13 protein-coding genes are annotated in these 14,136 nt (G+C 37.8%); 4 read left to right on the top strand and 9 right to left on the bottom strand.

What is annotated here, in order from left to right; all coding sequences use genetic code 11:
* Nucleotides 1-69 precede the first annotated feature (69 nt).
* The 5 genes from AAKU52_RS05895 to AAKU52_RS05875 all read right to left on the bottom strand — a co-directional run bounded on the left by AAKU52_RS05895 (nucleotide 70) and on the right by AAKU52_RS05875 (nucleotide 3,354).
* Nucleotides 70-381 (bottom strand): hypothetical protein, encoded by a 312-nt coding sequence (locus tag AAKU52_RS05895; protein WP_354331240.1) that lies wholly within the window; start codon nucleotides 379-381, stop codon nucleotides 70-72.
* A 289-nt stretch (nucleotides 382-670) separates the two neighbouring features.
* Complete coding sequence (locus AAKU52_RS05890; protein ID WP_354331238.1) at nucleotides 671-1,207, bottom strand: DUF488 domain-containing protein; 537 nt, start codon at nucleotides 1,205-1,207, stop codon at nucleotides 671-673.
* Nucleotides 1,204-1,899, bottom strand: a complete 696-nt coding sequence (locus AAKU52_RS05885) for an SMUG2 DNA glycosylase family protein (protein WP_354331236.1) — start codon at nucleotides 1,897-1,899, stop codon at nucleotides 1,204-1,206. Before AAKU52_RS05885 ends, AAKU52_RS05890 begins: the two co-directional genes overlap by 4 nt.
* 596 nt (nucleotides 1,900-2,495) lie before the next feature.
* Nucleotides 2,496-3,050: a dTDP-4-dehydrorhamnose 3,5-epimerase gene (gene rfbC, locus AAKU52_RS05880; RefSeq protein WP_354331235.1), complete on the bottom strand. Its 555-nt coding sequence runs from the start codon at nucleotides 3,048-3,050 to the stop codon at nucleotides 2,496-2,498.
* Between the two features lies 1 nt (nucleotide 3,051).
* Nucleotides 3,052-3,354 carry a DUF4286 family protein gene (locus AAKU52_RS05875; RefSeq protein ID WP_354331233.1) on the bottom strand — a complete coding sequence of 101 codons (303 nt, stop codon included), beginning with the start codon at nucleotides 3,352-3,354 and terminating at the stop codon, nucleotides 3,052-3,054.
* Between the two features lie 152 nt (nucleotides 3,355-3,506).
* On the opposite strand from AAKU52_RS05875, the gene AAKU52_RS05870 reads away from it, so the two are divergent.
* From AAKU52_RS05870 to AAKU52_RS05860, 3 genes are read left to right on the top strand one after another with little or no spacing between them, the layout of a single operon-like run.
* Nucleotides 3,507-5,390: a S9 family peptidase gene (locus tag AAKU52_RS05870; RefSeq protein ID WP_354331231.1), complete on the top strand. Its 1,884-nt coding sequence runs from the start codon at nucleotides 3,507-3,509 to the stop codon at nucleotides 5,388-5,390.
* A gap of 5 nt (nucleotides 5,391-5,395) precedes the next feature.
* Complete coding sequence (locus tag AAKU52_RS05865; protein WP_354331229.1) at nucleotides 5,396-7,069, top strand: sensor histidine kinase; 1,674 nt, start codon at nucleotides 5,396-5,398, stop codon at nucleotides 7,067-7,069.
* 5 nt (nucleotides 7,070-7,074) lie between these two features.
* On the top strand, nucleotides 7,075-7,764 hold the full coding sequence (locus tag AAKU52_RS05860; RefSeq protein WP_354331226.1) for a response regulator transcription factor: 690 nt from the start codon (nucleotides 7,075-7,077) through the stop codon (nucleotides 7,762-7,764).
* On the opposite strand, the gene AAKU52_RS05855 is transcribed toward AAKU52_RS05860, so the two are convergent.
* From AAKU52_RS05855 to AAKU52_RS05840, 4 genes are all read right to left on the bottom strand, one after another.
* Nucleotides 7,765-9,015: a metallophosphoesterase gene (locus tag AAKU52_RS05855; protein WP_354331224.1), complete on the bottom strand. Its 1,251-nt coding sequence runs from the start codon at nucleotides 9,013-9,015 to the stop codon at nucleotides 7,765-7,767.
* A 1-nt stretch (nucleotide 9,016) separates the two neighbouring features.
* Entirely contained in the window at nucleotides 9,017-10,510 is a 1,494-nt protein-coding gene (locus AAKU52_RS05850) for a sigma 54-interacting transcriptional regulator (protein ID WP_354331222.1), read from the bottom strand.
* A gap of 21 nt (nucleotides 10,511-10,531) precedes the next feature.
* Nucleotides 10,532-11,629, bottom strand: coding sequence for a vWA domain-containing protein (locus AAKU52_RS05845; protein WP_354331220.1), 1,098 nt, complete (start codon nucleotides 11,627-11,629; stop codon nucleotides 10,532-10,534).
* Between the two features lie 68 nt (nucleotides 11,630-11,697).
* Nucleotides 11,698-12,576, bottom strand: coding sequence for a cupin-like domain-containing protein (locus AAKU52_RS05840; RefSeq protein WP_354331218.1), 879 nt, complete (start codon nucleotides 12,574-12,576; stop codon nucleotides 11,698-11,700).
* A gap of 215 nt (nucleotides 12,577-12,791) precedes the next feature.
* Between AAKU52_RS05840 and AAKU52_RS05835 the strand changes: the two genes are divergently transcribed.
* A complete protein-coding gene (locus AAKU52_RS05835; protein ID WP_354331216.1) occupies nucleotides 12,792-14,120 on the top strand; it encodes an acetylxylan esterase in 1,329 nt (442 codons plus the stop codon).
* The last annotated feature ends 16 nt before the right edge of the window (nucleotides 14,121-14,136 follow it).

The raw sequence follows: 14,136 nt of genomic DNA, 5'->3' as shown, positions 1-14,136 counted from the left end.
TAAAATACATAAAAATATCCTAAATAACAAAAAAAACAAGTGTAATTTATTGTTAATCAATTAGTTAAATCACATATTGCCTTGCAACGGTCTTAAACTACTAGTTTTTTGGGGACGGTTTTCATCTTTAGATGGAGGGACAGAACTGTTCCTGCTATTCTTTTTTGGGCCTTTTAATAAACGGTTTTCTTCCAGAAGAGATCCGATAGTTTCATTAAGCTTTTCGATTGTGGAATTTAGATCTTTAATGGTTTGCTGAAAAGCTGTACTTTCTGATATTCTTGAAGCTTCAGAAGCGATACGGGCAGCAGATTCCCTTTCGAGAATTTCAACAAGTTTCAGAAAATCTTTGTTATCCATCTTTGCAGCTTCTGTATACACAAAAAACAGCTTTTTATACTGTTAAACCTAGAAATATCACCTAAAGTTCTACAGTAGAATGTGGATAAAACCCCGCTTTTTTCTGAAAATAAAATCCAAAGAAAATAACACCTTAAACGATTTTTCAGGTCAGTAAAGTAAGTTAGAGGGAACCTGAGTGGTTACTTAAAAGGTTGCTCATTGAAGAAATGAGTGGCCTTTTTTGTTTTACATCAATATTTATTTAGGGATTAAGTAAATACTTTTTTTGAATATAGAGGGGTAAATTGTTTCATCCATACAAATAATTTTAAATTTCATCCGAATACGATATTTCTTCACCAACAACAATTGCGGGTGATGTATAGGGATGTTCCCGAGCTTTCTCGATGGCCATAATGTGAAAGACTTGCCAATCTTTTGCTTTAAGATAATCTGACACCATGGAACGGTGACACCGCCACCATACTGCTTCAGAACACATGTAGGCTGTGGTTTGTTTTAGGGCAATGTTCTGTAAGTTTTCAACGGCATTTTCAAATTCGTTGGTTTCCATATAATCGGCGTAACCTTTAAAAGAAGCATTGTTCCATCGGTTGTTTTTTGAGTCTTTTTTTGCCTTTCTCCTTCCGCCTAGGTCAGCGAGATGGATATATTCTATTCCTGCTTCTTTCAATGCGATTTTTAGATATTCTTTATCAAATTGCGGAAATTTTCGAGAGCCTGGCAAACGGCGTATATCAGCCAGAATTTTGATGTCAAAAGATTTGAGCATATCTAAAAATACATCGATACTGTGCGTAGAATGCCCTATGGTATAAATCGTTTTGTTCTTCACCACACTCATAACTGGTTATTCAATGTTAGGATGTACTTATTAATGTAAAGCTGTTTTTCCCTGTATTTGTATTGCTGAATGAATCGGGGATGTTCCAATATTTTTAAACGCTCAAATAACTGGGCCTCTTTGTTTAGCTTGCGGATAAAAAGGGCATTTCTCTTTCCAAGCACAAAAACCTCAGAAGTATCTAATCCCAGACTTATATGTTTTTTTAGCGCCCAAATCATGAAATCCTTTACCATTTCAAACAGCATCTCATCATCGTAGTAATTGGCATTTATCCATTTTCGTTCCTTTGTTAATCGTATAATAGCTAGTGGAAATGGGGAATTGATGTAAAATTGACTATAGAAATCTTTCACACCACCATATTCGGCGATCATATCATACATAAAAACAGAAGAGATTTCGTGTGTGTGTGCGGAATGCATTTTAATGTCACAAACATTCTGCAATCTTTTGGTATCGGTAAATGGTACGCCAGTTACGCCGGCGCCATGACGGCTCGGGTTGATACCAAGGATAAGTTTTCGACGATTGGAATCGCAATAGAACTTATTATAGAATTCCTGCATCACCTTCATCGTTTCCGGATTATCCACATAGGGGTTCAGCACTTGAAAACCTTCCGGAAGTTTACCCGAATAACGCAATTGACGGTTAAAATCCACAACTTTATCTCCGAAGATATTTAACATAACGATATTACCTTTTTTTTTATACCAACCATTAAAAACCTTCCTCGAAAAAAATAAGATCTAGCACTGCCGTATCTTTACTTTTTCTAACTTGATCCCAACAGGTTCCCGATAGTATCTGCTGCGTTATTTAAGGTATTTGAAAATCCTGCAACTGGATTCATGCATGGAAGATCCAAAAGAAGCACACATAATAATGCAGGCAAAATTGTCAAAAATCATTCCAATAAAGGGCAGACCATTGCTGGTGTTTTAACAGAATGAGCATCTTATGTGACTTAGTATTAGCACCCACCTTATACCGACCATGTTCGGAGCTGTTAGGGACCTCGTTGCGGAAAACCGGTACAAGGTCCGGCTCAGGTCTGCCTTATATCACTATTGACTATTAGCTAAACTTAACCAGTATATTTAATAATATACTGGTTAAGTTTACTATCATTTAAATTTACCGTTTTCTGTACAAACAAAAACACCCGATTTTTTTAAAAATCGGGTGTCATATTAAAATATAAAAATTTTATTCTTCTTTTTTTTGATGCTAATGCTAGATTCCAGAACCGAGGTTCCCGCATTCAGCCAATAAAATATCCCAATTAAAACGGACTATCAAAGTCTTTAAACAAAGGCAATACCAAATCTTTATCTGATAAAATAAGGTCGTCTTCAGCAATGTCCTCACTCCAGTTTATATTTAGATATGGGTCATTCCATACCACGCCCACTTCAGAAACTTTATCGTAATATTGAGTCACCTTGTAAGTAAATATGGTGTTATCCTCCAGGGTCAAAAAGCCATGCAGAAAACCAGGCGGCACCCACAGCTGTTTATGGTTTTCGCCACTTAGCACTACATCATAATGCTGGCCAAAAGTAGGTGAACCCTTACGGGCATCTACCGCCACATCCAATACGCTGCCCTGTATTACACGGACCAGTTTTCCTTGTGCAAATGGTGCTTTTTGTGCATGCAGGCCACGTAAAATTCCTTTTTGTGAAAAGGATTGGTTATCCTGCACAAAATTAACATCAACACCAGCTTCGGCAAAAGCCTTGGCGCTGTAACTCTCGTAAAAATAACCACGGTTATCTTTCCAAACCTTCGGCTCTATCAATAGAAGATCAAGTATGGGTGTATTTGAAATCCTCATCCTATAAAACGTCTTGCATGATGGAAGTGAAAGACAATACATTTTCGCCAAATCTTTCCTTAATTTCTAATTCAAATTCAGGAGCGAAAGTTTCCATATAGGCTACGTACTGTTCCAATTCTTCAAAAAAGAATTGGTTGCTGTAGGTACTACCTTCATTCGGCGAATCAATTATCCGCCATGATTTATGGGTAATAAACTTTCCAGTAGCCATTATTTTAGGTACATGAACTTTCTCCATCCATAACAACCAGTCGTCTACTACAGTATCTTCAACGATATGGGTAACATTATATAAAAACATACTGCAAAGATAAAACTATAAAATAAGGTATTTGATTATTCCAATACAAATTTCTATATTTTGAGCTCTATAACATTACATAAAGTAACAATGTTGGTGTAGTGTATTAAAGGCTTGAAGGGGTTGAGTATCTTTGTTAGTGAATGATGATTATGACAGGAACAATTAGATACGTATGGCTGTTGCTTCTTCCTTTATTCTTTGCTTGTAAAGAGCAGGTGAAGGAAATTCCTGTAGCAGATTTTTTTAAAGAAGAGGCTAAATCTGGCTTTGCCCTTGCTCCAGATGGTAATAGCCTTTCTTATTTGAAATTAGAAAATAACATTCAAAACATTGTTATTGAAGATATTGCCACAGGCCATACCACACAAATCACTAATTTTAATGATAAAAACATAAAATATTACTTTTGGGTGAGCGATAAGGAGTTGGTTTATTATAAAAAAAATCCATTGCGTAATAATGTTTCTTTGTTCATTGTTAATAAAGATGGTAAAAACGAGCGACAATTAAAAGGTGAGGAGAACAGCAGGTTAAGGATACTAAAAGATCAGCTGATCGATAACAAATATTTGTTGGTTTCATCAAACCGTAGAGATTCTACCGTATTCGATGTTTATCGTTTAAATGTTAGGAATGGTAAAATGGAAATGGCGGTAAAAAACCCAGGGAACATTACCAATTGGTACACTGATGCAAAAGCGAAGTTAAGGTTAGCTACCGCTAGCGATGGCGTAAATCAAACGCTCTTATACCGGGAAGATGAAAGTCGGCCTTTTAAGCCTGTCCTTACTAATGATTTTAAAACTACTTTAATTCCTATTGCATTTTCTGATACCCGGCCAAATGTAATTTACGCCATTTCTAATGTTAACCGCGATAAAAATGCACTCGTAGAAATTGATGGTAATACAGGAAAGGAAATGAGTGTGTTGTTTAGCAATGATACACTGAATGTTGTGGAAGCACAATATTCAATGAGTATTAAGCGGGTTGCTTTTGTGGTTTGTGAAACATGGAAGAAAGAAAAGTTCTACCTGGATGATTCGGTAAAGAATTTTTACCAGCGAATTGAAAAGCTGTTGCCGGAAACCGAATCCAGAATTATTGACCATGATAAAACGGAGAATGTATTTTTGTTAAGTACTTACACTGATAAAAATCCGGGTTCTTATTATTTATATACCGTTGCTACAAATAGCTTAAAGAAATTAAGCGACAATAATCCAGTAATTAAGGAGAAAGAGATGAGCGATGTGAAGCCCATTACTTATAGTTCCAGAGATGGATTAACGATACATGGCTACCTTACCCTTCCCAAAAATGCAGCACCTAATAACCTTCCCTTGGTTGTGCTTACTCATAATGGACTAATTAACCGCAGCAGCTGGAATTACAATGCCGAGGTGCAGTTTTTTGCTAACAGGGGTTATGCGGTTTTTCAGGCTAATTACAGAGGCTCTTCTGGCTACGGTAAAAGTTTTGCTGCCGCTGGTCTTAAACAATGGGGAGCCAAAATTAATGATGATATTGAAGATGGTGTAAGGTGGCTGGTTAAACAACATATTGTTAATGCCAAAAAAGTGGCCATCTATGGCTCCGGTTTTGGTGGATACATCGCCTTAAATAGCCTTTATACTAATCCTGGAACTTATGCCTGTGCGGCTTCTAATTCTGGTGTTATCAACCTGTTCAGCTATTTAAAAACTATTCCCCCTTTTTTAAAGGGTAACCTCCAATTGTTTTATGATATTATTGGTAACCCGGTTACTGATGTGGCTTATATGCGACAGGCATCACCAGTTTTTCATGCCGATAAAATTAAGGTGCCCGTGTTTATTGCGCAAAGTGCTAATGATAAATGGGTCAATCTGGGCGAAGTGGTACAGTTTGTGAAAGAACTTAATAAGCAGAACCAGGACATCACTTTCCTGGAGAAATCTTTTGATGATACTCAAAAGCATACAGGAGTAGACAAGCAAAAATATTACCTTGCCCTGGAGCTGTTCCTTAATAACCATTTAAAAAAGAAATAACCTGAATGGTGATGACTTTAGAAAAGAAAAGCGGTTACCGTAAGAATTTTTACCTCATCGTTACTTTCATCATTTTAATGTCGGGGCTGCTCATCTTGTCCTTGTTTTTTGTCTATAACTTCAGTAAAAAATTTGTCGAGAATGAATTTGTTTCAGAGAAAGTAAAGGTTTTAGAAGAAAGTATACAGCCTTACAATGATTTTTTTCAAAACAAGTTGCCAGAAGTTTCCTACTATAATGGTTACCTTGATTCTGCTACTACAGCAAAATATGTCGATACGCTGTTACTGGAGTATCCTTTTGTTTCAAGGGTGGTTTTTTATGATTCTGAAATCACCAACGGCACCGTGAAAGATGGTTTGAATACAGGATATTTTTCTTTCGGACCAAGGGCAATTTACCAGTTTGGTAGCTATATCTCTGCTGATTCTATCAAGCTATTTTCAACAGAGGGACATCAAACCTTTAAAAGAGGGGATGATTTTAATACGCTGGGAATAAAATTGATTTCCTTTATCGAAAGCTTAGATACCACAAAAGCACCCACACAAGATCAGCTTTTTAGTAATTTAAGTATCGTTCGCTCTAATAGAATTACTTACCTCAACTTCCCCAGGTTTGATGACTTGAAGGTGTACAAGCAAATGCTGCGGAAAAAACTCGATCCTGCACCTGTTTACCAACAGGACATGCTGACTTTTCACCTCGATCCTTTTAAAATTAAAATCATTAACCGCTATAAACATTTATACCAGAATATCAGAATTGCACCACTTACTTATGATCCGCTGGATATGACATGGGATTTCAAGTCGACCGAAATTACTTTACCCGGCCCTTTTTCTGATTATAAACTTTATTTTATCTCTGCCAAAACCTTTTTGGACAAGGAGATTTTGCTTTATTTCTTGCCTATAGCTTTGGTAGTGCTTGCTTTTTACGGTATATTGGTGCTAGTAGCTTTTTTAATTTTCCGTAATTTAAACATTAATCACCGTATGTTTAAATTGCAGTATGACTTTGTGAACAACCTTACCCACGAGTTTAAAACCCCTGTAAGTGTAATTAAAATTGCGGGTAATAATATTAAAAGTGCAACTTCATTAACAGATAGGGAACTGAAGCTTTATGGTAGGATACTTGATGAGGAAGCCGATAAGCTGAACGGCTTAATGAATAAACTATTGGCTTTTACGCAAATTGAAAATAAAGCTATACAACTGAACGAGGATGAAATTAACATCCGCGATTTTATAGAAAGCACCATTGAATCGCATCAGTTGAAACATCCTGACTTTGATTTTACTTATGATGTTGCTGGTTTTAGTACTTTTATAACCGATCCGGTATTGTTGGGCAGCTTATTTGATAATCTTGCCGAAAATGCCTATAAATATTCGCCTCCTGAACGTAAAAAATTGCATATTACTGCTAGGCTACATAAAGGAAAAGTAATTTTTACGTTTACTGATAAGGGAATCGGTATTCCTACGCCCCAAATTGGCAGTATATTTAAGAAGTTTTTTCGCATTCAAAATATATATAACCAAAATGGTAGCGTTGGTTTGGGCCTGGCTTTTTGTAAAGAGCTTGTTAATTTTATGAAAGGCGAGATTACAGTTAAAAGTACTGTAAATAAAGGAACTGAGTTTAAAATTGTATTACCTTTTAATGATTAAAATAAATGTCTAAAGGAATTAAAATATTAATAGTTGAAGATGATGAGAATTTACGCTTTTTAGTAGTCCATCGTTTGAAAACAGAGGGTTATGAGTTGTTGGAAGCTGGCGACGGGGAAACTGCAAAGGAAATGATCCTAGTAGAAAAACCTGACATCGTTCTCTTGGATTGGATGTTGCCAGGCATACAAGGTGCACAGGTTTGTGAAGAGGTGCGTAAACTTGGTTTTGATAACCTCATCATTATGATGACTGCCAAAGCGCAGGATGTCGATAAAATTGATGCTTATAACTTCGGTGCTTCAGATTATGTAACCAAGCCTTTTAACATGGATGTTTTGGTAGCCATGCTGGAAAGTAAGGTTAAGTACTTGTTGAATAATGATAAATCAGAAATTCATCGTTTTGGTGATACAGAACATCATCCGAATATTCACAGTTTAATAAGAGACGGCAAGAAAATTGAGCTAACGATTCTGGAAAACAGGATCTTATTGTATTTTTTGCGTAACCCGAATAATGTAGTTAATCGTGAAGAGCTGATGCTGGTTGTTTGGGGTTATAATTCGGATGTAAATACGCGTACGCTTGATATGCATATTGTAAGGTTGCGTAAAAAGATAGAGGCTAATCCAGATAATCCACAGTTGTTGCTCACCGTACGTGGCTTAGGTTACCGTTTTAATGCGGGTTAATTAAGCCCGCTTTAATTCGAATATGGTTATTTCTGGCAAAATACCTACCCTGCCAGGGTAGCCAAGAAAACCATAGCCTACATTGACATAGAGTTGCTGGTGTTTTTCCTGGTAAAGACCTGCCCATTCTTTATAAATATATTGAACAGGGCTCCATTGTATGTTTTTAAGGCGCACACCAAATTGCATACCATGGGTGTGCCCACTAAACATGGCATCAACTTCAGGGTATTTTTCTAATACTTGTCCGCGCCAATGGGAGGGGTCATGACTCAACAACAGCTTTACCGGAAGGTCTGCAGTATTTTCCATCGCCAGATCCATGCGGCCGTATTTAGGGAAACGACCCATGCCCCAATTTTCTATTCCTACAATACCGATTTCTTCTCCATCTACTTTTAAGCGCCGGTTTTCGTTCATTAGCAAATCCCAGCCCATAATTTTATGGGTTTTAATAACGTCCTCCAGGTTTTTTGCTTTTGCCGGCGAAGGGTCTTTGCCATAATGGTAATCGCCATAATCATGGTTGCCCAGGGTAGAGTAAACACCTAGCGGAGCTTTTACGCGGGCAAAAATATCCTGATAGTGACGCATTTCAGAAGCCTTATCGTTAACCAGATCTCCGGTAAAGAAAACAAAGTCTGGCTTTTCAGCCAGCAGCATATCTATACCACCATTCACCGCTCTCTGGTTATAGAAACTGCCGGAATGGATGTCTGACACCTGTGCCATTTTTATGCCGTCGAAAGCTTTCGGCAAGTTGGGTAATACGAGTTTTACCCTTTTTATTCTGTAATCGTATGCACCTGAAACAATACCCCAAGAGAGTGAAGTTAAAGGAATGGCTGCTACCACTAAACCTGTTTTAACTAAAAAGGAAGAACGGCTAATGGCATCGGTAGTTACTTCGGCTGCTAGGGCTGGTTCAGGTTTACGTGTTTTCCTTAAAAAGACAATCACCACCCTGCGTAAATCATCAATCACCAGAAAGGGAACAAGTACTAATTTGCAGGTTACCGTTAAAAAGTACGCTACTAAAATGATGGCCCTCAACGAAAGAAACAGGTTTAAATAGATGCCTACAAAAACACCTATGGTCAAGATGCTGGTGTAAGTCCACCAAACTACCGTAAACAAGGTTTTATTTTGATGTTTCCAATTTTTAAAAACGGCTAATATGGCTTTATAACAATAGTAGTCCAAAGCCAACATGATCAACGTTAGGAAAATCAAGAAAAGTATTCTCCCCATTTTATCTAAAATCTATATCATCGTCTTCATCTCGCTCATTGCTAAACAGGCTGTCGAACATATCTGAAAAGCCAAAACCACCTTCGTGGTAATCTTTATTGAGTTGAGAATATTCTGCCAGACCATGTAAAGCAAATTCCATTAACAACAAAGTCTGGTTGCCACTCAGTTTTGGATGAAAACTTTTAACGAGTTCATTTAAACCGCTAACTTGTATTAGTGCTTTTTTGTATTGAGCATCGCTTAAACTATCTAATAAGTCGAGCGTATTGCCATCAGTAAACCATTCCGTAATTTCAAGATAAGGGTTGGCGGTTTTACTCTTCTTGGCTTTCTCGGGATCTGGAAAATAAAGGGAGAACAAGGTTTTTATGGCTTTGCCGATAAGGATATTTGCCACTTTTGCTGGTCCTTCAAGCTCTCCTTCATATACGAGTTCTATTTTTCCTGTAATGGCAGGAATGATTCCGGTAAGATCAGACAGGCGGACGGTAGTTTTTTTCTCGCCATTAATGAGCATTCTGCGCTCGGCAGTGCTGATCAGGTTTTCGTAGGCTGAGATAGTTAACCTTGCGGAAACGCCAGATTTTTGATCAATAAATTCACTTTTACGTGCTTCAAAGGCCACTTGTTCTACCAGGTTTTTTACCAATCCATCAACTTCGATAAGTGTTTTCTGCTCATCGGTAAGCTTTGCTTCCTGAGAAGTGATTTTTCTGGAGATACTGATGTTTTTGGGGTAATGGGTAAGGATCTGACTTTCAATACGGTCTTTAAGCGGCGTAACAATGGAGCCACGGTTGGTATAATCTTCAGGGTTTGCGGTAAATACAAATTGCACATCTAATGGAAGGCGGAGTTTAAACCCACGAATCTGGATATCTTTTTCCTGAAGCATGTTAAATAAGGCCACCTGAATTCTAGCTTGTAAGTCTGGCAGTTCATTGATAACGAAAATGCTGCGGTGTGCACGTGGGATTAAGCCAAAGTGGATAACACGCTCATCATTGTAGGTTAATTTGAGTGTTGCAGCTTTAATAGGATCTACATCGCCAATTAAGTCGGCTACGGTAACATCAGGTGTAGCGAGTTTTTCGGTGTAGCGTTCTGAACGGTGTTGCCAGCTTACCGGAGTCTTATCGGCATGGATTAAAATCTGGTGTTTGGCAAACCAGGAAATAGGTTTTAAAGGATCGTCAAAGATCTCGCTTCCGGTTACGTAAGGAATATATTCGTCTAATAAATTAACCATTAAACGGGCTATTCTGGTTTTCGCTTGCCCGCGTAAACCTAATAATAAAATATTATGACGGGATAGTATGGCGGTTTGTAATTCAGGGATAACGGTTTCGTCATAGCCCAGAATACCTTCAAAACCAGCGTCTTTTGCCTGAAGTTGTTTGATCAGGTTTTTACGCAGTTCATCTTTAACTGGTAAGGAAATGTAATTGGCGGCTTTTAATTCACCGAGCGTATTTATTTTTGTGTAATCCATATCTATCAATTTCTTTCCTGCTTAGCGTATTGTTTTTCTTCTGTTTTTAATGTAATCTTCAAATATATATTCACCCAATCCACTTAGGGAACTGTAAAAAGCCCTGCCGCCATTTACTTTTGTAAAGTCTCTTACAAATTGTTGAAGGTAAGGATCCTGGGCAATCATGAAAGTTGTGATAGGGATATTGAGTCTTTTACACTGGGCGGCCATGTTTAGCGTTTTGTTTATTACTTTTCTGTCCAAACCCATGCTGTTTTTATAATAGCGTCCATTTTCTTTTAAGCAGGTAGGTTTACCATCGGTAATCATAAAGATTTGCTTGTTATGTGTTTTTCTGCGGCGCAGCAAATCTACGGCAAGTTCTAAACCGGCAAAAGTATTGGTGTGGTAGGGGCCTACCTGTAAATAAGGCAAATCTTTAACAGTAATGGTCCAGGCATCGTTACCAAAGACAACAATATCAAGGGTGTCTTTAGGGTATCGGGTTTTAATCAGCTCTGCTAATGCCATGGCTACTTTTTTTGCAGGGGTGATGCGATCTTCCCCATATAAAATCATGGAATGAGAGATATCGATCATGAGCACTGTAGAGGTAAGGGTTTTAAAGTCTTTTTCTTCTACTTCGAGATCGCGTTCAGTAAGCGTAAAATTGTTGATGCCGTGGTTAATCTGTGCATTTTGGATGGAGGTAGTCATGTCAATCTGATCCAGGCTGTCGCCGAAAGAAAACTCTCTGCGGTCTGCATTTTTCTCTTCACCAATTCCGGAAATGTTGCTGTTGTGGTTTCCCTTTCCTGCTTTTTTAAGCTTTCCGAAAATCTCTTCCAGGGCAGACTGGCGAATGGTTTGTTCCGTTTTACCGGTAATTTCTAATTGCCCATCTTTAGGGTTTTCCTTCAAATAACCTTTGTCTTTCAGCTCGTCGATGAAATTACCCATTCCATAGTCGTTGTTGGTAAACTTATACTGTTTATCCAATTCATTCATCCAGGAAAGCGTTTCACCGGCATCACCTGCAGTGTAATTTAATAATTGCGTAAACAGCTTTAGCAATTCTTCAAATCCCCCCTTAGGTAAGTCGTCTGGAATATAGTTCGAAAATTGATAACCCCTCATAGCATGTAGATAACGAATTAGCGAAGGTAAAAGTTTGAAACTGAACTATTTTAAAATGGATGTCATTTTTATAGTCGATGCTTAGCTAATGCACGCTCAGCTCGTTTTATTGCTAGTTGTTCTCTAAATTTTGCATAGCGTGCCTTGAAGATCATTTTCAGCACGCTGTCTAACCCGCCTTTAATGGCAAGGTTTAAAACACTTTGTGCTTTACGGGTAAGGGAAGCATCCCAGGCGCGCAGGCTCAGCGAGAAGGAGCCATCGAGGTATTTCATCCAGTGCCACATCCCGGTAGGCATAAAAAGGGTGTCTCCATGTTCTAAAAACAATTCATATCCTTCTACACCTTTTAAAGCAGGGAATTTTTCGAAGTCTGGATTGGCAACATCATAATCTTCTAATGCATAGGTGGCATTAGGAATGCAATAGAGCCGTTTTTTCCATTTATTATCAAACAGGATGATGTGCTTTCTGCCGCCAAAGTGGGTATGGAAAAGGTGGGGCAGGTCGATATCGTAGTGTAAAAAAGTGACCGAACTAGAGCCGCCAAAGAACATGGCAGGCATACTTTCAATAAAACCACCCATTAAATCTTTAGGAATCACAATGTCATCTACTAGTTGTGGTGCGTGTTTGAAAAGGTTAAAGAAAAAAATACGTAGTTCTGTCGGCTTAGCTTTAATGAGGTCAAGGTAATCGCCAAATTTCATTTTCGCCACCGAAGCATTAATGGGTTTGCTGGGGTCTGCTTTCGAGTTATCCATCAAACTTACCTCAATGGCTCCTGCAATTTGCTTGAAATAGTCAGTTGTCCATTTTTCCCTTGCAGGCCAGTTTTTAGTTAATCCTTTGATAATTAGCGGTCTTCTGGCATCCAGGTAGTTCTTTTTGAAATCTTCCGGACTAATGTTTTCAACAGTGTCAACCGGCTTAAGGATAAAGCTCATAGGTTTTTTATGGAAATTTGTTTAATAGGCAAATGTCTTAAAATAATTGGTATTGACAAATGCCGGTAAACAAATTTATCGTCGAAATCTAATTTCGGATAGTATAACTTTTCAGATCAATTTTATAGAAATAGGTCTGGTAAAAATATTAGTTTTCTTTATTATATTTGTTTGCCTTTCAGGATATAGTGTAGCGTGTAAATTAACATAACCAAATGAATATAGCTAATAAAAATTTCCGGACCTTTTACAGAAGAGGGTACGGTTTAATCATGATCACTCTTCTTTCATTTAATGTTTCTTTTGGGGCAGTAATTGATAAAGATTCTCTTTCCCTAAGTATTAAAGCAGATCATAAAGATTGGGTGTATAAACTGGGTGAAAAACCTGAGTTTACAGTGACGGTTTTGCACAATGGAAAAAAGTCTGAAAAAGTAAAGGTTAAATATCAAATTGGTCCTGAGAAAATGGATGCTTTAAAGTCTGATTCTGTACTACTTGGTAACAAAGGCAATTTTGTACTCAAAGGTTATACAATGGATAATCCGGGTTTTTTAAGGTATAACATCACTGCAGAGATGAATGGGAAAACAGTTAAAAGCACTGCCACTGCAGCCTTTTCGCCAGAAATGATCAAGCCTACAATCGAATTGCCCGAAGATTTTAAACTTTTTTGGCAGAATTCCATTAAACAGCTTTCCAGCATCCCCATAGATCCTAAAGTTGAGTTCATCCAGGAGTCTTCTACCGAAAAGGTTAATGTTTACCGGATAAATATTCAAAATATTCACCGTTCAAGGGTTTATGGCATACTCTGTGTGCCCAAATTAGCTGGTAAATATCCAGTAGTTTTAAATGTTCCAGGTGCTGGAATAAGGGGTTATAAAGGTGATATTTCTCTTGCTGAGAAAGGGGTTATAACACTGCAGATTGGTATTCATGGTATTCCTGTGGATATGGATGCACAAGTTTATCAAAACTTAAGTAATGGTGGCCTTTACCAATATGCTTCCACTAATTTGGATGAAAAAGAAAATTATTATTATAAGCGTGTTTATCTGGGTTGTGTAAGGGCTCTAGATTTTCTGGCTTCGCTACCGGAGTATGACGGAAAGAACATGGCTGTTTATGGGGGTAGTCAAGGTGGCGCACTTTCTATTGTGACTGCAGCTTTAGATTCCCGGGTAAATTTTCTTGGGGCTTATTATCCTGCACTTTGTGATTTAACGGGTTATTTACATCACCGTGCAGGAGGCTGGCCACATCTTTTTAGTAAGGATAATCTGGCTTTTAACAACAAAAAAGATAAACTGGAAACCAGTAAATATTATGATGTAGTGAATTTTGCTAAACAATTAACTGTTCCAGGTTTTTATACCTGGGGTTTTAATGATGAAACTTGTCCGCCAACATCGATGTACGCTGCTTATAATGCTATACCCTCACCAAAGGAACTGGTTATTTATAAAGAAGCCGGACATAGGTCATTGCCTGAGCAGAACGAAAAAATGAGTGCCTGGTTATTGTCAAAACTTAAGCAGTAAATTTACTGGTGACAGG

Origin of the sequence: Pedobacter sp. CG_S7 (assembly GCF_040544395.1) — a bacterium.
Taxonomy (GTDB): domain Bacteria; phylum Bacteroidota; class Bacteroidia; order Sphingobacteriales; family Sphingobacteriaceae; genus Pedobacter.
The sequence above is the reverse complement of the archived record's forward strand: the minus strand, read 5'-3'. Positions and strand labels throughout refer to the sequence as shown.

Excerpts from the sequence above, each read along its gene's own strand:
- AAKU52_RS05840 (WP_354331218.1), bottom strand. The coding sequence starts at position 12,576 with ATGAGCTTTATCCTTAAGCCGGTTGACACTGTTGAAAACATTAGTCCG.
- rfbC (WP_354331235.1), bottom strand. The coding sequence starts at position 3,050 with ATGAGGATTTCAAATACACCCATACTTGATCTTCTATTGATAGAGCCG.
- AAKU52_RS05870 (WP_354331231.1), top strand. The coding sequence starts at position 3,507 with ATGACAGGAACAATTAGATACGTATGGCTGTTGCTTCTTCCTTTATTC.
- AAKU52_RS05885 (WP_354331236.1), bottom strand. The coding sequence starts at position 1,899 with ATGTTAAATATCTTCGGAGATAAAGTTGTGGATTTTAACCGTCAATTG.
- AAKU52_RS05890 (WP_354331238.1), bottom strand. The coding sequence starts at position 1,207 with ATGAGTGTGGTGAAGAACAAAACGATTTATACCATAGGGCATTCTACG.
- AAKU52_RS05835 (WP_354331216.1), top strand. The coding sequence starts at position 12,792 with ATGAATATAGCTAATAAAAATTTCCGGACCTTTTACAGAAGAGGGTAC.
- AAKU52_RS05875 (WP_354331233.1), bottom strand. The coding sequence starts at position 3,354 with ATGTTTTTATATAATGTTACCCATATCGTTGAAGATACTGTAGTAGAC.
- AAKU52_RS05855 (WP_354331224.1), bottom strand. The coding sequence starts at position 9,015 with ATGGGGAGAATACTTTTCTTGATTTTCCTAACGTTGATCATGTTGGCT.
- AAKU52_RS05860 (WP_354331226.1), top strand. The coding sequence starts at position 7,075 with ATGTCTAAAGGAATTAAAATATTAATAGTTGAAGATGATGAGAATTTA.
- AAKU52_RS05865 (WP_354331229.1), top strand. The coding sequence starts at position 5,396 with ATGGTGATGACTTTAGAAAAGAAAAGCGGTTACCGTAAGAATTTTTAC.
- AAKU52_RS05850 (WP_354331222.1), bottom strand. The coding sequence starts at position 10,510 with ATGGATTACACAAAAATAAATACGCTCGGTGAATTAAAAGCCGCCAAT.
- AAKU52_RS05845 (WP_354331220.1), bottom strand. The coding sequence starts at position 11,629 with ATGAGGGGTTATCAATTTTCGAACTATATTCCAGACGACTTACCTAAG.